Genomic DNA, 20715 nt, shown 5'->3' with positions numbered 1-20715 from the left:
GGGTATGACCTCTTTTTGCCGTCTTGGTATTTGAAAAAGATATAAAAAAACCCTTTCGCGTCGTTAGGCCCGACGAGAAAGGGTTTGGGTATACATATATAGCATATTGGACGTAATTATCGCCCTAAAACTAACCGGCTTCAAGCAAAGCGTTTATTTACGACAAGGCGGCGGCGCATAGTCGTTGCTGTCTGCCGGGAAAGCCTGGGCTGGGCACGGCGGCAACGTTTTCGCAGCAGGACCCTGTAATGCAAACGCCGCAAAACCAATCACGCCGGTATTGCGGACGTCTCCTTGCGCAGAGTTAGCCGCATAGGAATCCGCGGCATCAGAGAACTGGAATGCCGCCTCCGTATGCTTATCTTTTCTGAACCCTTTGATCGCCAGCGAATCGCCTGCATTAACGATATAACCGTTGTTGTTTAAAGAACCCGGTTTACCGTTTAGCACGTCCAGGCCATCAACCGTCGCAACAATTTCATAGTTTGTATTGCGACTGTGATTACGCACATACAGTTGATAGTTCATTCCAACTCTGGCTGGAATAATATATTGCCATTGCCCGACCGATGAGTTGTAGCGGCGAGTAATCGGCAGAGAGTTAAAATTAGCATCACGCACGGCATATTCCAGCTCGCTGATACGAATGCTGTATACCTTGTCGTATCCCGACTGGTATTTAGTCGAATAGTTTATTAATACCATTTCAGAGGGCTCGCGTTCCGCTCGCTCAACCGAGACGCCCTTAACCGTTGAGTGTACGTCGCCGCCCCAGGCTGTTCCTACATCTGAAGCCGGTGCCCTGCTGGACTGCATTGAGCTGGAGCAACCACCTAATAATAATAATATTCCGGCAATCACGCCGTTAACTTTAAATCCTTTCATCTTTCATCCTTTTCTGCTGCGAGGTCAGCTGCCAGTAATAGTAACGGTATTAATAAAATTAAAAAGCGTAGATGGTTCTATTTCAGATTCTATCAATAAAAAAAGAGCCGATTTATATAAATAAATCAGCTCTCAAGCGGAATACTCTTAATTATTCATCTTCGAGATAGGTATATCCATATAAACCTGCCTCGAATTCTTCAAGGAATTGCTGCTGCAAAGCAGCATCCAGATCCGTCTTTTTCACCTGATCGCGGAACTGAGTCAGCAGCGTGTTCGGATCCAACTGCACGTACTGCAGCATATCCGCCACGGTATCCCCTTCATCTGACAGCTCAACTTCCACGCTGCCGTCAGGGAACACAAACACATCTACGGCTTCCGTATCGCCGAACAGGTTGTGCATATTGCCGAGAATTTCCTGATAGGCGCCAACCATAAAGAAGCCCAGCATTGGCGGGTTCTCCGGGTCGTATTCCGGCATCGGCATGGTGGTCGCAATACCATCGCCATCCACATAGTGGTCAATAGCGCCATCGGAATCGCAGGTGATATCCAGCAGCACCGCACGGCGTTCCGGCACCATATTCAGCCCTTCCAGCGGCATCACCGGGAATAGCTGATCGATACCCCATGCATCCGGCATCGACTGGAACAGGGAGAAGTTGACGTAAATCTTATCCGCCATGCGCTCCTGCAGTTCGTCGATAATAGGACGATGCGCGCGATTGCTTGGGTCGAGCTGTTTCTGCACTTCATGGCACATATTCAGATACAGCTGTTCCGCCCAGGCGCGCTCCTGAAGATTAAAGGTGCCGGAGGAGTAGCCGATATGAATGTCATGCAGATCCATCTGGCTGTCGTGCAGCCATTCACGCAGCGAGCGGCGGTTGCCGGTCTCGTGCATCTCCTGCCAGGTTTCCCACATGCTTTGCAGCGGACGCGCGGCGTCTTCCGCTGGCGGGGTCGCCTCAGTGTATTCGTTACGCTCAACGCCAATAATATTCGAGACCAGTACGGTGTGGTGCGCAGTGACCGCGCGGCCTGATTCGGTAATCACCGTCGGATGCGGCAGACCGTTCTCTTCACAGGCATCGCCAATCGCCCAGATAATGTTATTAGCGTACTCGTTCAGACCGTAGTTGACCGAGCAGTCGGACTGCGAACGCGTCCCTTCATAATCAACGCCGAGACCGCCGCCAACATCGAAGCACTGAATATTCACGCCCAGCTTATGCAGTTCGACGTAGAAACGCGCCGATTCACGCACACCGGTGGCGATGTCGCGTATATTGGCCATCTGCGAGCCAAGGTGGAAGTGCAGCAACTGCAGGCTATCCAGATGCCCAGCGGCACGCAGAATCTCAACCAGTTGCAGAACCTGCGTAGCCGCGAGGCCGAATTTTGACTTTTCTCCACCGGAGGACTGCCATTTGCCGGAGCCCTGAGACGCCAGACGCGCACGTACGCCAAGACGCGGCACCACGTTGAGGCGCTCGGCTTCTTCCAGCACGATAGCGATTTCCGACATCTTCTCGATGACCAGATAGACTTTATGGCCCATCTTTTCACCCACCAGCGCCAGGCGGATATATTCACGGTCTTTATAACCGTTACACACAATCACGCTGCGGGTCATACCTGCGTGCGCGAGGACCGCCATCAGCTCAGCTTTCGAGCCGGCTTCCAGACCCAGCGGTTCGCCGGAGTGGATCAGCGATTCAATCACGCGGCGATGCTGGTTCACCTTGATCGGATAAACCAGGAAGTAGTCACCGTTATAGCCGTAAGACTCACGCGCGCGTTTAAAGGCGGCATTAATTGAACGCAGGCGATGCTGTAAAATCTGCGGGAAGCAGAACAGCGCAGGCAGACGCTGCCCCTGTGCTTCACGCGCTTTCACCAGCTCGGCAAGGTCAACGCGCGCTTCCGGGACGTCGGGATCCGGGCAGACGCTGATATGGCCCAGTTCGTTAACGTCGTAGTAGTTATTACCCCACCAGGCAATATTATAAGTACGTAGCATCTTGCTGGCTTCCTGGGAGCTCATCGCAACCTCCTGCATGGAACGTAGTACACCGTGATCGCCTGCTGACGAAGGCGAAAACAAAGACATGTCGTCAGACATAGCGAACCTCAAATTTTATTAACAAGTGTAAAACAGTTGACTACTATCGCAATCCGAAGAAGCGATAACAACCCATAAACAGTCCGAAATCCCAGCAGATAGTGCTGATCTTGCGACTGCGCGACCGGTTTCTTATTCATATCATCGTAAAGCACGTACCCGAACGGAGTATGACAGTCCGGAGAAACCACGAGAAAACCCTTGCTATCGCAAGAGCGCCCTTGTTCAGTTGTCCGATGGCCGACCGGCCCTGGAATCCTGAGAAGCGCCGAGATGGGTAGAACATCGGCAGGTTTGCATGAGAGTGATGCAGGTTGCGGGATAGTGACGCGCGACGGAACGACGCGGCGAATCAGGCGAAAAACGTGGGTTCATTATCTGGGATCACCTCCACACTGCCCCGATACGGGCCAGCGACAAGCCAAAGCTATACATTCCGAACAGCCAGCGCAAACGCCGCTGCGGGACTCTGTAAATACAGACTGCTTAACCCGGCTGGAAGTGGCATCACGAGATGAAAGCTCGTGCGCTTTTTTAATGAGCCGCGCGCGGCGTTTTATACCGATAAGCGGGGTAAAAAGCAAAATAAAAATATGTGCTTTGCCGGGGGTTGTCAGGAAAAATTGCCACCGCCCTTTTTCCATAAATGCGACGAATATCAAAAAAGGCTGGAAATGGGGTCAAGAACTGACCTAAAATAGCCGTCCAGAAGTTAATCCATCTATACTGATTAACACTCAGACTGCTCGTGTCACTACCTGCAAGCTTTGGTAGGGTCATCCGTCAAAGCCTCTCTACACAACAGTATGAGCTACCCGAATCGTCCACAGGTGAAATAAAACATGGCAAAACACCTCTTTACGTCCGAGTCCGTATCAGAAGGGCATCCTGACAAAATTGCTGACCAAATCTCCGATGCCGTGCTTGATGCAATCCTTGAGCAGGATCCGAAAGCGCGCGTAGCATGTGAAACCTACGTCAAGACCGGCATGGTTCTGGTTGGCGGTGAAATCACCACCAGCGCATGGGTTGATATCGAAGAGATCACCCGTAACACGGTGCGTGAAATTGGCTACGTGCATTCCGATATGGGCTTTGATGCCAACTCCTGCGCGGTCCTGAGCGCTATCGGCAAACAGTCTCCGGACATCAACCAGGGCGTTGACCGTGCCGATCCGCTGGAACAGGGTGCGGGCGACCAGGGCCTGATGTTTGGCTACGCCACCAACGAAACCGATGTACTGATGCCAGCGCCGATCACCTATGCTCACCGTCTGGTGCAGCGTCAGGCTGAAGTTCGCAAAAATGGCACTCTGCCGTGGCTGCGCCCGGATGCGAAAAGCCAGGTCACTTTCCAGTACGACGACGGTAAAGTTGTCGGTATTGATGCGGTTGTTCTGTCTACCCAGCATGCCGAAAGCATCGATCAGAAATCACTGCAGGAAGCAGTGATGGAAGAGATTATCAAACCGGTTCTGCCGACCGAGTGGCTGACCAGCGCAACCAAATTCTTCATCAACCCAACAGGCCGTTTTGTTATCGGCGGACCAATGGGCGACTGCGGCCTGACCGGGCGTAAAATTATCGTTGATACCTACGGCGGCATGGCTCGTCACGGCGGCGGCGCATTCTCCGGTAAAGATCCATCAAAAGTGGACCGTTCTGCAGCCTATGCGGCACGCTATGTTGCGAAAAACATCGTGGCGGCTGGTCTGGCTGACCGTTGCGAGATTCAGGTTTCTTACGCTATCGGCGTCGCTGAACCGACTTCAATCATGGTTGAAACCTTCGGTACCGAAAAAGTGCCGTCTGAACAGCTGACCCTGCTGGTACGCGAGTTCTTCGACCTGCGTCCATACGGCCTGATTCAGATGCTGGATCTGCTGCACCCGATCTACAAAGAGACGGCAGCATACGGTCACTTTGGTCGCGAACATTTCCCATGGGAAAAAACCGACAAAGCAGCCCAGCTGCGCGAAGCGGCCGGTCTGAAATAAGCCACGCTCTCCTCACTTTTAAGGCCAGCCGCGTGCTGGCCTTTTTATTTTCTCACATCCTCGCAGCGCCATTCCTCCCTTTGTCACAAAAGTTAAATGAAAGCGATTACATCACTCACGAAGCGAATTTTTCATCATTAAACACTCTTAATGCAATAATGCATCACTATGTTACACAATATTTCAGGAAACTCTGATTAGCGTTTTTAATTTCTTCGCCTAAACTTATATAATTCATTGATTATAATAAAATTAAATGAATTACGTTTCTTTACGGTAGTGTAACCGATTACACAGACGTGATTACTATCACATTTTTTTACTACAGACTTCCCTACCCTAAGCATCGACAGAATCAATAACTCAACTGGAGGGCGTTATGCCTGACAACAAAAAACAAGGGCGCTCGAACAAGACGATGACGTTCTTTGTCTGCTTCCTCGCCGCACTGGCTGGCCTGCTGTTCGGCCTTGATATCGGTGTGATTGCGGGTGCCTTACCCTTTATTGCCAACGAGTTTCAGATAAGCGCTCATACCCAGGAATGGGTGGTGAGCTCAATGATGTTCGGCGCCGCCGTTGGCGCAGTCGGTAGCGGCTGGCTCTCTTTCAAACTCGGACGCAAAAAAAGCCTGATGATTGGCGCTATACTGTTCGTTGCCGGTTCGCTGTTCTCGGCGGCCGCTCCAAACGTTGAAGTGCTGCTGATCTCCCGCGTGCTGCTCGGGCTGGCGGTTGGCGTCGCGTCCTACACTGCTCCGCTGTATCTGTCGGAAATCGCGCCGGAAAAAATTCGTGGCAGCATGATTTCGATGTATCAGTTGATGATCACCATTGGCATTCTCGGCGCTTATCTTTCGGATACCGCTTTCAGCTACAGCGGCGCATGGCGCTGGATGCTGGGCGTCATCATTATCCCGGCGATTCTACTGCTGATTGGCGTCATCTTCCTGCCGGATAGCCCGCGCTGGTTTGCCGCTAAGCGCCGCTTTGTCGATGCCGAACGCGTGCTGCTGCGCCTGCGAGACACCAGCGCTGAAGCGAAACGCGAGCTGGATGAGATCCGCGAAAGCCTGAAGGTAAAACAATCCGGCTGGTCGCTGTTTAAAGAAAACAGCAATTTCCGTCGCGCGGTGTTCCTCGGCGTTCTGCTGCAAGTGATGCAACAGTTCACCGGTATGAACGTCATCATGTATTACGCGCCGAAAATCTTTGAACTCGCAGGCTATGCCAATACCACCGAACAGATGTGGGGTACGGTGATCGTCGGCCTGACCAACGTTCTGGCAACCTTTATTGCCATCGGTCTGGTAGACCGCTGGGGCCGTAAACCAACCCTGATCCTCGGTTTTATCGTCATGGCCGTCGGTATGGGCGTGCTGGGTAGTATGATGCATATCGGTATCCACTCCGCCACCGCGCAGTACTTTGCCGTACTGATGCTGCTGATGTTTATCGTTGGTTTTGCGATGAGCGCCGGTCCGCTGATTTGGGTACTCTGCTCTGAAATCCAGCCGCTGAAAGGGCGTGATTTCGGTATCACCTGCTCAACGGCAACCAACTGGATTGCCAACATGATCGTCGGCGCAACGTTCCTGACCATGTTGAACTCGCTGGGCAGCGCCAATACCTTCTGGGTCTATGGCGGTCTGAACGTTCTGTTCATCTTCCTGACGCTGTGGCTGATTCCAGAAACTAAAAACGTCTCTCTGGAACATATCGAACGTAACCTGATGAAAGGCCGTAAACTGCGCGAAATCGGCGCTCGCGACTAACCCAACAGGCTTCCTCCCGCCCGGGAGGAAGCTTCTTCTTGCTCTCGACTTCCTGCCGCACTATCCTCTGGCGCTATGAAAACACCCCGAATTCCCATTGCCCTGCAACAGGCCGTTATGCGCAGCCTGCGGGAGAGTCTGGCCAAAGCGAACCTCAAACTGGGGCGAAGCTACCCTGAACCGGCGCTGGTTTATCAGCAGCGGGGAACCTCGGCAGGCACCGCCTGGCTGGAAAAAAACGAAATTCGCCTTAACCCAGTGCTGCTGCTGGAAAACCAGCAGGCTTTTATCGACGAAGTCGTGCCGCATGAGCTGGCTCATCTGCTGGTATGGAAACACTTTGGCCGCGTCGCGCCGCACGGTAAAGAGTGGAAATGGATGATGGAAAGCGTACTGGGCGTTCCGGCCCTACGTACCCATCGTTTCGAACTCGACTCGGTGCGCAAAAACACCTTCTCCTACCGCTGCCAGTGTCAGCAGCACCAGCTAACCGTCCGCCGTCACAATCGCGTAGTGCGTGGGGAAGCCACCTACCGCTGCGTCCGCTGCGGCGATGTTCTGGTGGCGGAAAAGTAATCTCCGGAAATAATTGGAAATTTTCTGATCTGACTGATTGCGTCGGGCAACCACATTCGCTACGTTGCGGGCTCGTTTTGACACGGAGTTCACAATGTCCCGTATTTCTATTTTTGCCGCCGCTTTTCTTAGCGCGGCGGCGTGCGCCCCGCTCGCGGCGGAAGGCATCAACAGTTTTTCCCAGGCCAAGGCCGCTGGCGTCAAAGTGAACGCCGACGTCCCCGGCGATTTCTACTGCGGCTGTAAAATCAACTGGCAGGGGAAAAAGGGCGTTATCGACCTGGAATCTTGTGGCTACAAAGTGCGTAAAAATGAAAACCGCGCCAGCCGGGTAGAGTGGGAACATGTGGTACCGGCATGGCAGTTCGGCCATCAGCGCCAGTGCTGGCAAGACGGCGGGCGAAAAAACTGCGCCAAAGACCCGGAATACCGCAAAATGGAAAGCGACATGCATAATCTGCAGCCCGCAGTTGGCGAGGTCAATGGCGATCGCGGCAACTTTATGTACAGCCAGTGGAACGGTGGCGAGGGTCAGTACGGCCAGTGTGCTATGAAGGTCGATTTCAAAGACAAAGTCGCCGAGCCGCCGGTTCGCGCCCGGGGATCTATCGCCCGAACCTACTTCTATATGCGCGACCGCTATCAGCTAAACCTTTCCCGCCAACAAACCCAGCTGTTTACCGCCTGGGATAAGCAGTATCCGGTGACCACCTGGGAATGCGAGCGCGACGCGCGTATTGCCAAAGTTCAGGGCAACCACAATCCTTACGTCCTGCAGGCTTGCCAGGCGCAAAAGAGCTAACCTACACTAGCGGCAATTGTTAATTTGCAGCTTCACTCTTCCCCCTTGATGGGGGAAGACAACATCTGCGCGAAGAACGGAATATCAAACATGCGCATTCCTCGCATCCATCACCCGGAACGTATTACGACGGGTAATCAGATTGCCCTCTCCGACGACGCGGCTAACCATGTCGGTCGCGTTTTACGTATGGGTAAAGGTCAGGCAATTGAGCTTTTTGACGGCAGCAATCAGGTTTTCGAAGCGGTCATTGTCGAAGCCGGTAAGAAAAATGTTCTGGTTGAAGTACAGAGTAGCAAAATCGACGATCGCGAATCACCGCTGCATATCCATTTAGGCCAGGTCATGTCCCGTGGCGAAAAAATGGAATTCACCATCCAGAAATCGATCGAACTTGGTGTAAGCCTCATAACGCCACTGTTTTCCGAACGCTGTGGCGTTAAACTGGATGCCGAACGTTTACAGAAGAAGATCCAGCAGTGGCAAAAAATCGCCATTGCCGCCTGCGAGCAAAGCGGCCGCAACGTGGTGCCGGAGATCCGCCCGGCAATGCAGCTCGAAGCCTGGTGTGCGGAGCAGGACGAGGGGCTGAAGCTTAATTTGCACCCTCGCGCCAGCGCCAGCATTAACACGCTGCCGCTACCGGTCGAGCGCGTTCGCCTGCTGATTGGCCCCGAAGGCGGCCTGTCGGCGGAAGAGATAGCCATGACCGCTCGCTATCAGTTTACTGATATCCTGTTGGGACCGCGCGTTCTGCGTACAGAGACAACTGCGCTCACTGCCATAACCGCCCTGCAGGTGCGTTTTGGCGACTTAGGTTGAAGCGTTAACGGAGAAGAACAATGATCAAGCTCGGCATCGTGATGGACCCCATCGCAACCATCAACATCAAGAAAGACACCAGCTTCGCCATGTTGCTGGAAGCGCAGCGTCGCGGCTATGAACTCCATTATATGGAGATGAATGACCTGTACTTAATCAACGGTGAAGCCCGCGCCCGTACGCGCAAGCTGAGCGTCGAGCAAAATTACGATAAATGGTACGAGTTCAACGGTGAGCAGGATCTGCCTCTGGCTGACCTCGACGTCATTCTGATGCGTAAGGACCCACCGTTCGATACCGAGTTTATCTACGCCACCTATATTCTGGAACGCGCCGAAGAGAAAGGGACGCTTATCGTCAACAAGCCGCGAAGCCTGCGCGACTGCAATGAAAAGCTGTTTACTGCCTGGTTCTCCGAGCTGACCCCGGAAACGCTGGTCACCCGTAATAAAACCCAATTAAAAGCCTTCTGGGAAAAACATGGCGATATCATCCTCAAGCCGCTGGACGGTATGGGCGGTACGTCCATTTTCCGCGTGAAAGAGGGCGATCCTAACCTCGGCGTTATTACCGAGACGCTGACCGAACTGGGCAGCCGCTACTGCATGGCGCAAAACTATCTGCCAGCGATTAAAGACGGCGATAAACGCGTACTGGTGGTTGACGGCGAGCCGGTACCATACTGCCTGGCCCGCATCCCGCAGGGTGGTGAAACCCGCGGCAACCTCGCTGCTGGCGGTCGTGGCGAAGCACGTCCGCTGACCGAAAGTGACTGGGCTATCGCCCGCCGCGTTGGTCCGACGCTGAAAGCGAAAGGCTTAATCTTCGTCGGTCTGGATATCATCGGCGATCGCTTGACGGAAATTAACGTCACCAGCCCGACCTGCGTACGTGAAATCGAAGCCGCCTTCCCGATTTCCATCACCGGGATGCTGATGGACGCCATCGAGAAGCGCCTCAATAAATAAGCGCAATTCAGGCTACGGGCCAGCGCCTGTAGCCTGAAAGATAAAGTTGAATCGACACTTTCTTGCTTTACCCGCATACTGGGTGCTGCTTTTTTGAACCAGGAACAGAACCTCTGACAATGAATTTACAGCATCACTTTCTAATTGCCATGCCTGCTCTCCAGGATCCGATGTTCCGCCGCTCCGTAGTCTATATCTGCGAGTATAACGATGACGGTGCCATGGGCATCATTATTAATAAGCCGATGGAAAATCTGCTGGTTGAAGGGATTCTGGAGAAGTTAAAAATCACGCCCGATCCGCGTAATCCGGAGATCCGTCTGGATAAACCGGTGATGGTTGGCGGCCCGCTGGCCGAGGACCGGGGATTTATACTGCACTCTCCGCCCTCCGATTTTTCTTCCAGCATCCGTATTTCCGATAACACGGTGATCACCACCTCTCGCGACGTACTGGAAACGCTGGGCACGGACAAACAACCAGGCAACGTGCTGGTTGCGCTGGGTTATGCCTCGTGGGAGAAAGGCCAGCTGGAACAAGAAATACTGGATAACGCCTGGCTAACCGCGCCGGCCGATCAGAATATTTTGTTCAGCACGCCGATAGCCGACCGCTGGCGCGATGCGGCGAAGCTCATCGGTATTGATATCGTAACGATGCCAGCCGAAGCGGGGCACGCATAATGAGCGGCACCTTTTTAGGCTTTGATTTTGGCACCAAAAGTATTGGCGTCGCCGTTGGGCAGCGTATCACCGGTACTGCACGCCCCCTCCCCGCGTTAAAAGCGCAGGACGGCAAGCCCGACTGGAACGTTATCGAGAAGCTGCTGAAAGAGTGGCAGCCCGAAGCCGTTATCGTCGGCCTGCCGCTTAATATGGATGGTACGGAACAGCCCCTGACCGCACGGGCGCGCAACTTCGCGAATAAAATACATGGCCGTTTTGGCGTGCAGATAACCCTGCATGATGAGCGTCTGAGCACGGTTGAAGCCAGAGCCGGGTTATTCGAGCACGGCGGATTTCGCGCGCTCAGTAAAGGCAGCGTTGATTCTGCTTCTGCGGTTATTATTCTGGAAAGCTATTTCGAGCAGGGCTTTTAACCCCTCTATAGCCGTCGTACTTCACGTTGCTTAAAGGCAACAAAATGGCACCAGATACATGCAGCTGGTGCCATTTCTCCATCTCAGAGTTTATTAATGGCGCAGATGCTCATTCGCCCAGCTCACCGCCTGAGTACGGTTCTTCACGCTTAGCTTGCGGAACACGTTGTACAGATGAGTACGTACTGTGTTTTCGCTGATAAACAACGCGCGAGCAATATCCATATTGGTCGCACCGCAGCGAAGTTCATTCAGGATCTCGCATTCGCGCTCTGTCAGCGGCGAATTTTCCGCAGGTGCCGATACATGATCCGCGGCATACATTGCCGGGTGCATCACGCTCAATTCAGCCGTCTGTTCGCCGTTCAATACAGCTTTAACGCCCTCAATTAAGCGCGATTCATCATCGTCATGGCGGAAAACGCCATAAAGCGCTGGCCATTGCGCCATTTCGTAGAGCTCATACTTTTGCGCGCTATTGATAATCAGTAAACGAGGGTTATCTGCCTGTAGGCGAATAATATCACGCCACACGCCATTCAACTTTTTATTTGAAACAGCGATATCAAATAATATTACAGAATCTTTCAAAAGACGTTGCGCGAGGGGTTTGTTAATATTTTGCAGGATGACCGAAACGGATAACCTATCAGCCAACCAGGTTGCAAATGCTTTGCTCTGAATTGATGGGTGAGTAATAAAAGTAACCTGGCGAGAATGAATGGAATTCTCAGATAAATTAATCACTTAAAACTCTCCTTAGTTGATACCCGCCTTCATAGCGGTTAAATGAATTAAACAGAATACGATCGCTGGTGTATTTATAAATACAAATCACATTTACACACTGAAACAATATTCCATGGGAATTTTCCTATCCCTGCAAACAGCATAAATCGAATGCCTTAAGAGAGTCAAAAGATTATCAAACTTTTTTCCTGGTTATGGGAGGTTTATGTCAATTCGTTTTTCACAGCGTACATTATTCGGCTTAATTTCACGTACTTATCTGTAATATAAAATTATGATACCGAACATTAATAAAACATTGTCATAACAAGCCATTGGTAAGATGTCTGAATATAAAAAATACAGCTATAACCGCCCCGCAGCCGTACGTTGCTGAAAGCTTTGCGTAAATGTTTGCATGCCCAATTGCTGTCCGGTTTGCATTACGCCAGGTAACTGATGAGTTTTTCCCTCCCGGATCAAATTGGCCACTGCCGGGGTATTGACCAAAAGCTCGTATAGCGCAACTCTTCCGCCTGTAGTATCCGGAAACAGTTTTTGTGCCAGAACTGCGCACAAACTCCCCGCCAGCTGACTACGAACCTGTTCCTTCTCCTGCGCCGGAAAGACATCCACTAGCCTCTCAACCGCCTGAGCTGCGCCGCGCGTGTGCAATGTCGCCATCACCAGATGTCCGGTCTCCGCCGCCGTTAACGCCAGACGAATCGTTTCGCTGTCGCGCAGCTCCCCCAACAGAATAACGTCCGGATCCTGACGCAGAGCAGCGCGTAAAGCTGCGGCAAAAGAGGGGCAGTGGCGGCCGATTTCCCGCTGCTGAATCAGACAGCGCTCGCTATGGTGAATAAACTCAACCGGATCTTCCAGCGTCAGGATATGACCACTGAGACGCTGGTTGAGATAACCCACCATCGCCGCCAGGGTCGTTGATTTACCGCTACCAGTCGCCCCCGTCACCAGAATAAGTCCGCTTTCTTCATTAAGCAGCTCGGTTAAAGCAGCAGGCGTACCAAGCTCCTCCAGTAAAGGACATGTTTCCGCCAGCAGGCGCAGCGCCAGCGACAGACCGCAGGTGTGGGCAAAGGCGCTGGCGCGAAGACGCGGCCCGCCTGCTGGCGCAAGGGCAAAATCCACCTGCCCGCTGGCCTGCCAGTGCGCAAGCTGCTCGGCGTTAAGCCAGTCATTAAGTATTTTGCCGATATCCGGCGAGGTAAAAGGCGCAGGTTCCAGCTTTCCCTGGCGACGCCAGCGCGGTGCTGAAGCATTGCACAGGTGTAGATCGGAGACGTTATGCTTTACACTAAGGGCCACTATTTCTTCCAGTTCCATAACTCATCCTCGGTATATGAACAATATTGCGCATAACCTGGCACAGGTCCGGGACAAAATCTCAGCCGCTGCCGCACGCTGCGGCCGTGCTCCAGAAGAAGTTACATTGCTTGCAGTCAGTAAAACGAAACCTGCGAGCGCTATCGAAGAAGCGATGGTCGCAGGTCAGGCCGCATTTGGCGAAAACTATGTTCAGGAAGGGGTGGAGAAAATCCGCTACTTTCAGGAAAAAGGCGTAACTGGGCTACAATGGCACTTTATTGGTCCACTACAGTCCAACAAAAGCCGCCTGGTGGCTGAGCATTTTGACTGGTGCCACACCGTCGATCGTCTGAAGATCGCCGTTCGTCTTAGCGAACAGCGCCCTGCGCAGCTACCGCCACTCAACGTGCTGATTCAAATCAACATTAGCGATGAGCAAAGCAAGTCGGGTATTCCGGTTGAAGAGCTGGACGCGCTGGCGGCAGCGATCGCTGAGCTACCGGGTTTGCAGCTACGCGGTTTGATGGCCATTCCCGCACCAGAGTCAGAATATGTAAGGCAGTTTGCCGTCGCCCAACAAATGGCGGTAGCATTTGCGCGACTAAAAACGCTCTACCCTACGGTCGATACGTTGTCGCTGGGAATGTCGGATGATATGGAAGCCGCCATCGCGGCGGGAAGCACTATGGTGCGCATCGGAACCGCAATTTTCGGCGCGCGCGACTACAGCAAAAAATAAGGAATCTGAGGAACGCCATGAAGACGTTGACTTTCCTGCTCTCAACGGTCATTGAGCTTTACACGATGGTCGTGTTGTTACGCGTCTGGATGCAGTGGGCGCGCTGCGACTTTTACAACCCGTTTTCGCAGTTCGTGGTCAAGGCGACGCAGCCTATCGTGGGGCCGCTGCGCCGTATTATTCCAGCAATGGGGCCACTGGATAGCGCCTCCCTGTTGGTCGCATTTATTCTTTGCATTGTGAAAGCCATCGTCCTGTTTATGGTCGTCACTTTCCAGCCAATTATCTGGATCTCCGCGCTACTGATCCTCATTAAAACCGTAGGTTCGCTAATTTTCTGGGTCCTGCTGTTAATGGCGATTATGAGCTGGGTAAGCCAGGGTCGTAGCCCGGTAGAATACGTCCTGATGCAGCTGGCTGACCCGCTACTGCGTCCGATTCGCAGAATGCTGCCATCAATGGGCGGGATTGATTTCTCGCCGATGGTGCTGGTGCTGCTGCTGTACGTTATCAATATAGGTATTGCCGAACTGTTGCAGGCGACCGGCAACGTTCTGCTACCGGGGCTGTGGATGGCGCTATGAGTGCCGTCGAAGCCTGCGCTGATGGACTGGTCTTACGGCTGTATATTCAGCCCAAGGCCAGCCGCGACAGCATCGTTGGTTTACATGGCGACGAACTTAAAGTCGCCATTACCGCCCCTCCCGTTGACGGCCAGGCCAACGCCCATCTGGTAAAATTCCTCGCTAAACAGTTTCGCGTGGCAAAAAGTCAGGTGCTTATCGAAAAAGGCGAACTTGGCCGCCGCAAGCAGGTAAAAATCATTCATCCGCAGCAGATCCCCACCGGGGTCGCAGCGCTGACGGAATAAACAGGATTCATTATGCAAAAAGTTGTTCTCGCTACCGGCAACCCCGGTAAAGTGCGCGAGCTGGCCTCGCTGCTGGCTGATTTTGGCCTCGATATCGTCGCGCAAACCGAACTGGGTGTGGATTCCGCCGAGGAAACCGGCCTGACGTTTATCGAAAACGCCATTTTGAAAGCACGCCATGCCGCGCAGGTTACCGGGTTACCGGCCATTGCCGATGACTCCGGGCTGGCCGTAGATGCGTTAGGCGGTGCGCCTGGCATCTATTCTGCTCGCTATTCCGGCGAGGGAGCGACCGACCAGCGCAATCTGGAAAAACTGCTCGAAACCCTGAAGGACGTTCCGGACGATAAACGTCAGGCGCAATTCCACTGCGTTCTGGTTTATCTGCGCCATGCGGAAGATCCGACACCGTTGGTCTGCCACGGCAGCTGGCCAGGCCTGATCGCCCGCGAAGCAGCAGGCAGCGGCGGCTTTGGTTACGACCCAATTTTCTTTGTTCCGACGGAAGGTAAAACCGCTGCGGAACTGAGTCGCGAAGAAAAAAGCGCTATCTCCCACCGTGGACGCGCGCTGAAACTGCTACTGGAAGCCTTACGTAATGGCTAATTTGCCGCCACTGAGCCTCTATATTCACATCCCGTGGTGCGTGCAGAAATGCCCGTACTGCGATTTTAACTCGCATGCATTGAAGGGCGAAGTGCCGCATGACGATTACGTTCAGCATCTTTTGAACGATCTGCGGGCCGACGCCCACTACGCACAGGGACGTGAAATCGGGACTATTTTTATTGGCGGCGGCACGCCGAGCCTGCTCTCAGGCCCGGCGATGCAAACTCTACTTGATGGCGTACGCGAGCACCTGCCGCTGGCGGTCAATGCGGAAATTACCATGGAAGCCAACCCAGGTACCGTGGAAGCAGATCGCTTCGTGGAGTATCAGCGCGCAGGCATTAATCGCATCTCCATCGGCGTACAGAGCTTTAGCGAGCAGAAACTCCAGCGTCTCGGGCGCATTCATGGCCCACAGGAAGCGAAGCGCGCGGCCAACCTGGCGAGCGGACTGGGGCTGCGCAGCTTTAATCTCGATTTAATGCACGGCCTGCCGGATCAATCTCTGGAAGAGGCGCTGGACGATCTACGCCAGGCCATTGCGCTCAACCCGCCACATCTCTCCTGGTATCAGTTGACCATCGAACCTAACACCCTGTTTGGTTCACGTCCTCCTGTGCTGCCGGATGATGACGCGCTGTGGGATATTTACGAGCAGGGACACCGCTTGCTCAGCGCCGCGGGTTATCAGCAATATGAAACCTCCGCCTACGCTAAACCGGGCTATCAGTGCCAGCATAACCTGAACTACTGGCGCTTTGGCGACTATTTGGGGATTGGCTGCGGCGCGCACGGCAAAGTGACCTTCCCGGACGGGCGTATTCTGCGAACGGCAAAAACTCGCCACCCGCGCGGCTATATGGAAGGCCGCTACCTCGAACGCCAGCATGATGTGGAAACCGCCGATAAACCGTTCGAGTTCTTTATGAACCGTTTTCGCCTGCTGGAAGCGGCGCCACGTGATGAATTTAGCCGCTACACCGGCCTTGAGGAACGCTCGATCCGTCTGCAGATCGATTCTGCTATTGCTCAGGGTTACCTGACGGAAGATGAGCGCTACTGGCAAATAACCGAGCACGGTAAACTGTTTTTAAATTCTCTTCTCGAGTTATTCCTTAGCGAATAAACATCTCAATTCATATCCCGTTATTAAAAGATAACGGGATAATTCACAGATCGCTTTTTCCGAAATGTTTGTAAAGTTATTTCCGAGCAATTCATTAGTCACATTCAAAATAAAAATAAGTTCATCTTCATTTATTAAAAATAAACATAACCCAGCGCACAAAATTCCTCATTTCATTATGTCATTGAGAAAAAATGTGAGTCAGACGGCTTAAAGATGTCGGACAACCAGGATAATATGTCATACAGAAATAAGGAATCACTCTCTAGATATTGACCAATTAACCTATGTGCATGGAGCCAACTCATGAAAAAATTCTCTTTTTCTCGTTCCCTGGTGTGTGTATCTCTGCTTGCCCTGCTCTCTACAGGCGCTAGCGCAGCTGAGAAAGTTACGTTAAAACTGGCACATAACCTCGAACGCAGCCACGTTGTCCATCAGGCGTTTGAAGAAATGTCCAAAGAGGTTAACCAACTGTCTGGCGGTAATATGAAAATTCGTATTTATCCCAGCAGCCAGATGGGTAGCGCACGTGAAACCATGGAGCTATTACAAAACGGCGCTCTGGATATGACCAAAGGCTCCGCCAGCGATCTGGAGTCATTCGATAACGTCTACGCGATATATAATTTACCGTTCTTATTTAAAGATCAGAATCATTTCAATAAAGTTGTTTTCGGTGAAGTGGGCAAGGAAATAATGGAGTCCACTAAAGATAAAGGATTCTTCGCGCTTTCCGCTTATGTCGCCGGTACGCGAAGCTTTTATGCAAAAAAACCCATCACTAAACCGGAAGATTTAAAAGGACTGAAAATCCGCGTCCAGGCCAGCCCGACCACGCTTAAAATGATTGAATTAATGGGCGGTTCACCAACGCCGATTTCTTTTGGTGAAGTCTATACCGCCATGCAGCAGGGGGTAGTAGATGGCGCAGAGAACAACGTTCCTTCCTGGGTTCAAACCCGCCACATCGAAATCGCGAAAGTTTTCTCTGAAGATGAACATGCCTCAATCCCGGACTTCCTCGTGATCTCCAGCAAGACCTGGGACAAGCTGACGCCGGAACAGCAACAGATCCTGATCAAAGCGGCTAAAGCCTCTGAAGTTTATCAGCAAAAGCTGTGGGATAAGATCGACGCCGATACCCGCGCCCAGGCCAAAGCCATGGGTGGCGAAATCGTCAAAGTGGATAAAGCACCGTTCCGTGCAGCCGTACAGCCGCTGTTTGATGACTTCAAAAAAGATCCTAAACAGGCTGGCCTGCTGGCCAAATTCGAAGCCGCGGCTGAATAAACCTCTAGCGGGCCGGCAACTGGCCCGCCTTCACCAGGAAATTAATGATGATACTTAACCGCATAAAGCTGGCGGTGGACCGCACGATCGCCGCATTCTCTGTCGCCGTGATGGTGGCGCTGGTTATCTGCGTCGTCTGGCAGGTATTCAGCCGCTATGTATTAAATACGCCAAGCACCCTGACCGATGAGCTGGCACGTTTTTTAATGATCTGGGTAGGTCTGCTGGGTGCGGCTTATACCGTCGGCGCTCAGCGCCATCTGGCTATCGATTTACTGGCGATGACGTTACCCCCTCGCAAACAGGCGTTTCTCAGCGTCATCATTAATTTGCTGATCTTTATTTTTGCCGGTTCAGTGATCGTCACCGGTGGCCTGAAGCTCATTGAAAAAACGCTATCGACGGCTCAGGTCTCTGCGGCAATGCAGATCCCGATGGGCTATGTGTACCTTATCCTGCCGCTCACCGGCATTATCATGATGTTCTATGCATTGTGTTTTGTCAGCAACGGTCTGAAAAACATGAAGCAATCTGAAGCGGGGGCTAATTAATGGAAAGCTATATTGCACTGACGCTGTTTGGCTCTTTCTTTATTCTGGTTTTTATCGGCGTACCGATCTCCTTTTCTATCGGCATCGCTACCGTGGGTTCGATGTTGCTGATGTTCCCCTGGGATATCGCAGTGATTACCGTTTCTCAGCGCCTGGCAAACGGGCTGGATAACTTTGCCCTGCTGGCTATTCCGTTCTTTATCTTTGCCGGTACGCTGATGAACAGCGGCGGGATTGCCATACGCTTAATCAATCTGGCGCAGGTGATGGTCGGGCGTGTACCCGGCTCTCTGGGCCACGTCAACGTGCTGGCGAACATGATGTTCGGCTCAATTTCAGGCTCAGCGGTTGCCGCAGCGGCTGCGGTAGGTGGCACCCTGAACCCCATCCAGACGCAAAAAGGCTACGATCCGGCGTTCTCTACGGCGGTGAACGTCTCATCCTGCATCACGGGTCTGCTGATTCCGCCATCAAACGTGCTGATTGTTTTTTCATTAACCGCAGGCGGCGTCTCGGTAGCATCACTATTTATGGCCGGCTACCTGCCGGGTATTCTGATGGGCCTGTCCATTATGGTGGTCTGCGCCGTCATTGCTAAACGCCGCGGCTATCCGGTTTCCGAGCGCCCGACCTGCGCCCAGGCGGCAAAAGCGTTTTTCGACGCCCTGCCCAGCCTGCTTCTGGTTATTATTGTGATGGGCGGGATCCTCGGCGGTATCTTCACCGCGACCGAAGCCTCTGCGATTGCCGTGGTCTATACCTTTATCCTGTCGGTGCTGATTTATCGCGAAGTGAAATGGCGCGATCTGCCGAAGCTGATCCTCGAATCAGTGGTGATGACCTCTATCGTGCTGCTGCTGATTGGCTTCTCAGTCGGCATGTCGTGGGCAATGACCAACGCCGATATTCCCTACATGATAAGCGATGCGCTGATGGGGGTTTCTGAAAACCCGGTGGTGATTCTGCTGCTGATTAATATCGTACTGCTGATCGTCGGGATCTTTATGGATATGACCCCAGCGGTACTGATTTTCACCCCGATATTCCTGCCAATCGCTCAGGACTTGGGTATGGATCCGGTACATTTCGGCATCATGATGGTCGCCAACCTGTGTATCGGGCTATTGACGCCGCCGGTGGGTAGCGCGCTGTTCGTCGGTTGCTCCATCTCCGGCGTTAAGATTCAGCAACTAATCAAACCGCTGCTGCCGTTTTACTTCGCCCTGCTGATCGCGCTGATGATGATTGTCTATATCCCGCAAATCTCGCTGTTTATTCCGCAGATGCTGGGGCTGATGTAACGGACTGGTAAAGGGAAGTTCGAGCCTAATGCTGGTCACCTAAATGACCAGCATGAACCTCACCGTTTTACTTAATGACCCCATCACGGCGCATCTTCTCAACCCCTTCCTGCCAGAATTTATAATCGCGCGCCAGGCTCTTGTAACGCGTTTCCAGCGCCGCTAACTGCGTCCTGAGTTCGCCCTGCTGTTTCTGCAGCGGCTCAACCTTTTTATCGCGCGCGGCCATCTCTGCTTTGATATTCTCACTCATCTCCTTATGCTGGCGATAATAGCTACGCTTCTGCTCATTCACCGCAGCATCGCGCTCGGCACGCAGCGGTGCGGCATCGCAAACCGCTTTTTTCTGGCAGGCCGCAAGCGCAGGCTCATAGATGGTTTTGTAGTAGTTATTTTCGAACTTAAGCGGATCGTTTTGCCGGTCGACCACGTACATTTTTTCCAGCATCGCCTGCTGCACGGCGCTGCGGTCGAGCGGTTTTCCATTCGCATCCGTTCCCCATGAGCGGCTTATTTGTTCATCCAGCGCCGTCATTTTGATTTTGAGGCTTTCTTGTTGCCCCAGCAGCTTCTGCATAGTGGCTCTGTTTTGGGCAAAACTGGCATCAATTTTGGCAAACTGCGCCATAAATTTGCTGTCATTGACGATGAGCGATTTACTCAAATCTTCGGTGTCTCTGAAGGGTCTGCCGCCATTTTTCGCCGCCATCTGCATGGAAAAGAATTCGGTTTTCCAGCCGGAATCTTTTGTCCCCACCGCGGTCATCATTGCGGAGAACTTGACCGGCCGCCCTTTAGTCCAGGCTCTTTCATAAAACAGATATTCTCCCGCAGCTCCGACGAGGATATAAAGGTCGTCGGTGGAGGCCATATCCCCCTCCAACATATACGTTGCCTGATTCCCCCTGGCATCGAGCTGTTTCAGGGTCACGCTTTGCAAACGCATGATTCCATCAGACTGCTCGGCAAACTGTTGTTTCACAACATCACTCGTCGGCGTATTGGCATCGGCCTGTACGTGAAAGGGAGAAGTAATAAGCAAAACGGCAAGCATTTTCCCAGCATGTTTCATCAGCAAATTCCTTTTCTATGATTACAGGATGCATCATAAGGAGT

General features: G+C 52.6%; 24 protein-coding genes. 16 read left to right on the top strand and 8 right to left on the bottom strand.

What is annotated here, in order from left to right; genetic code table 11:
* Nucleotides 1–153: 153 nt before the first annotated feature.
* From FN082_RS22185 to FN082_RS30260, 5 genes are all read right to left on the bottom strand, one after another.
* Nucleotides 154–885 (bottom strand): hypothetical protein, encoded by a 732-nt coding sequence (locus tag FN082_RS22185; protein ID WP_142982378.1) that lies wholly within the window; start codon nt 883–885, stop codon nt 154–156.
* 151 nt (nt 886–1036) lie between these two features.
* On the bottom strand, nt 1037–3013 hold the full coding sequence (speA, locus tag FN082_RS22180) for a biosynthetic arginine decarboxylase (RefSeq protein WP_139540342.1): 1977 nt from the start codon (nt 3011–3013) through the stop codon (nt 1037–1039).
* Between the two features lie 8 nt (nt 3014–3021).
* Entirely contained in the window at nt 3022–3153 is a 132-nt protein-coding gene (yqgB, locus tag FN082_RS22175) for an acid stress response protein YqgB (RefSeq protein WP_139540344.1), read from the bottom strand.
* An 85-nt stretch (nt 3154–3238) separates the two neighbouring features.
* Nucleotides 3239–3388, bottom strand: coding sequence for a hypothetical protein (locus FN082_RS30570; RefSeq protein ID WP_456237446.1), 150 nt, complete (start codon nt 3386–3388; stop codon nt 3239–3241).
* 159 nt (nt 3389–3547) lie between these two features.
* Nucleotides 3548–3793, bottom strand: a complete 246-nt coding sequence (locus FN082_RS30260) for a hypothetical protein (protein WP_139540346.1) — start codon at nt 3791–3793, stop codon at nt 3548–3550.
* A 62-nt stretch (nt 3794–3855) separates the two neighbouring features.
* Between FN082_RS30260 and metK the strand changes: the two genes are divergently transcribed.
* The 8 genes from metK (at nt 3856) to ruvX (ending at nt 11051) form a co-directional block, all read left to right on the top strand.
* Nucleotides 3856–5010, top strand: a complete 1155-nt coding sequence (gene metK, locus FN082_RS22165) for a methionine adenosyltransferase (protein ID WP_139540347.1) — start codon at nt 3856–3858, stop codon at nt 5008–5010.
* A gap of 379 nt (nt 5011–5389) precedes the next feature.
* Nucleotides 5390–6784 (top strand): sugar porter family MFS transporter, encoded by a 1395-nt coding sequence (locus tag FN082_RS22160; protein ID WP_112217188.1) that lies wholly within the window; start codon nt 5390–5392, stop codon nt 6782–6784.
* Nucleotides 6785–6859: 75 nt separating this feature from the next.
* Nucleotides 6860–7360 carry a SprT family zinc-dependent metalloprotease gene (locus FN082_RS22155; RefSeq protein WP_139540349.1) on the top strand — a complete coding sequence of 167 codons (501 nt, stop codon included), beginning with the start codon at nt 6860–6862 and terminating at the stop codon, nt 7358–7360.
* 94 nt (nt 7361–7454) lie between these two features.
* On the top strand, nt 7455–8162 hold the full coding sequence (gene endA / locus FN082_RS22150; protein ID WP_142982377.1) for a deoxyribonuclease I: 708 nt from the start codon (nt 7455–7457) through the stop codon (nt 8160–8162).
* 90 nt (nt 8163–8252) lie between these two features.
* Entirely contained in the window at nt 8253–8984 is a 732-nt protein-coding gene (gene rsmE, locus FN082_RS22145; protein ID WP_139540353.1) for a 16S rRNA (uracil(1498)-N(3))-methyltransferase, read from the top strand.
* A 20-nt stretch (nt 8985–9004) separates the two neighbouring features.
* On the top strand, nt 9005–9952 hold the full coding sequence (gene gshB, locus FN082_RS22140) for a glutathione synthase (RefSeq protein ID WP_142462071.1): 948 nt from the start codon (nt 9005–9007) through the stop codon (nt 9950–9952).
* 119 nt (nt 9953–10071) lie between these two features.
* On the top strand, nt 10072–10635 hold the full coding sequence (locus tag FN082_RS22135; protein ID WP_139540357.1) for a YqgE/AlgH family protein: 564 nt from the start codon (nt 10072–10074) through the stop codon (nt 10633–10635).
* Nucleotides 10635–11051: a Holliday junction resolvase RuvX gene (ruvX, locus tag FN082_RS22130; protein ID WP_139540359.1), complete on the top strand. Its 417-nt coding sequence runs from the start codon at nt 10635–10637 to the stop codon at nt 11049–11051. The genes FN082_RS22135 and ruvX overlap by 1 nt, the downstream gene beginning before the upstream one ends.
* A gap of 93 nt (nt 11052–11144) precedes the next feature.
* On the opposite strand, the gene FN082_RS22125 is transcribed toward ruvX, so the two are convergent.
* Together FN082_RS22125 and FN082_RS22120 are read right to left on the bottom strand one after the other, a co-directional pair.
* On the bottom strand, nt 11145–11798 hold the full coding sequence (locus FN082_RS22125) for a LuxR C-terminal-related transcriptional regulator (protein WP_142464930.1): 654 nt from the start codon (nt 11796–11798) through the stop codon (nt 11145–11147).
* Nucleotides 11799–12146: 348 nt separating this feature from the next.
* Nucleotides 12147–13127, bottom strand: a complete 981-nt coding sequence (locus tag FN082_RS22120; RefSeq protein ID WP_142982376.1) for a type IV pilus twitching motility protein PilT — start codon at nt 13125–13127, stop codon at nt 12147–12149.
* Nucleotides 13128–13143: 16 nt separating this feature from the next.
* On the opposite strand from FN082_RS22120, the gene FN082_RS22115 reads away from it, so the two are divergent.
* From FN082_RS22115 to FN082_RS22080, 8 genes are all read left to right on the top strand, one after another.
* Nucleotides 13144–13848 carry a YggS family pyridoxal phosphate-dependent enzyme gene (locus FN082_RS22115; protein WP_142462073.1) on the top strand — a complete coding sequence of 235 codons (705 nt, stop codon included), beginning with the start codon at nt 13144–13146 and terminating at the stop codon, nt 13846–13848.
* 17 nt (nt 13849–13865) lie between these two features.
* Nucleotides 13866–14432, top strand: coding sequence for a YggT family protein (locus FN082_RS22110; RefSeq protein ID WP_142982375.1), 567 nt, complete (start codon nt 13866–13868; stop codon nt 14430–14432).
* Nucleotides 14429–14719, top strand: coding sequence for a DUF167 family protein YggU (gene yggU, locus FN082_RS22105; RefSeq protein WP_142982374.1), 291 nt, complete (start codon nt 14429–14431; stop codon nt 14717–14719). Before FN082_RS22110 ends, yggU begins: the two co-directional genes overlap by 4 nt.
* Before the next feature lie 12 nt (nt 14720–14731).
* The gene (locus tag FN082_RS22100; protein WP_139540369.1) at nt 14732–15325 is read left to right on the top strand and encodes an XTP/dITP diphosphatase; all 594 of its coding nucleotides are present in this window, start codon (nt 14732–14734) and stop codon (nt 15323–15325) included.
* Nucleotides 15318–16454 carry a radical SAM family heme chaperone HemW gene (gene hemW, locus FN082_RS22095; RefSeq protein WP_139540371.1) on the top strand — a complete coding sequence of 379 codons (1137 nt, stop codon included), beginning with the start codon at nt 15318–15320 and terminating at the stop codon, nt 16452–16454. Before FN082_RS22100 ends, hemW begins: the two co-directional genes overlap by 8 nt.
* Nucleotides 16455–16760: 306 nt before the next feature.
* On the top strand, nt 16761–17747 hold the full coding sequence (locus tag FN082_RS22090) for a TRAP transporter substrate-binding protein (protein ID WP_142982373.1): 987 nt from the start codon (nt 16761–16763) through the stop codon (nt 17745–17747).
* 47 nt (nt 17748–17794) lie between these two features.
* Nucleotides 17795–18298, top strand: coding sequence for a TRAP transporter small permease (locus FN082_RS22085; protein ID WP_142464935.1), 504 nt, complete (start codon nt 17795–17797; stop codon nt 18296–18298).
* Nucleotides 18298–19599 carry a TRAP transporter large permease gene (locus FN082_RS22080; protein WP_142462076.1) on the top strand — a complete coding sequence of 434 codons (1302 nt, stop codon included), beginning with the start codon at nt 18298–18300 and terminating at the stop codon, nt 19597–19599. The genes FN082_RS22085 and FN082_RS22080 overlap by 1 nt, the downstream gene beginning before the upstream one ends.
* A 67-nt stretch (nt 19600–19666) precedes the next feature.
* Here FN082_RS22080 and FN082_RS22075 read toward each other — a convergent pair whose 3' ends face one another.
* Nucleotides 19667–20671, bottom strand: a complete 1005-nt coding sequence (locus FN082_RS22075; RefSeq protein ID WP_142982372.1) for a DUF1202 family protein — start codon at nt 20669–20671, stop codon at nt 19667–19669.
* Nucleotides 20672–20715 lie beyond the last annotated feature (44 nt).

Source organism: Klebsiella spallanzanii (assembly GCF_902158555.1).
Taxonomy (GTDB): domain Bacteria; phylum Pseudomonadota; class Gammaproteobacteria; order Enterobacterales; family Enterobacteriaceae; genus Klebsiella; species Klebsiella spallanzanii.
The sequence above is the reverse complement of the archived record's forward strand: the minus strand, read 5'-3'. Positions and strand labels throughout refer to the sequence as shown.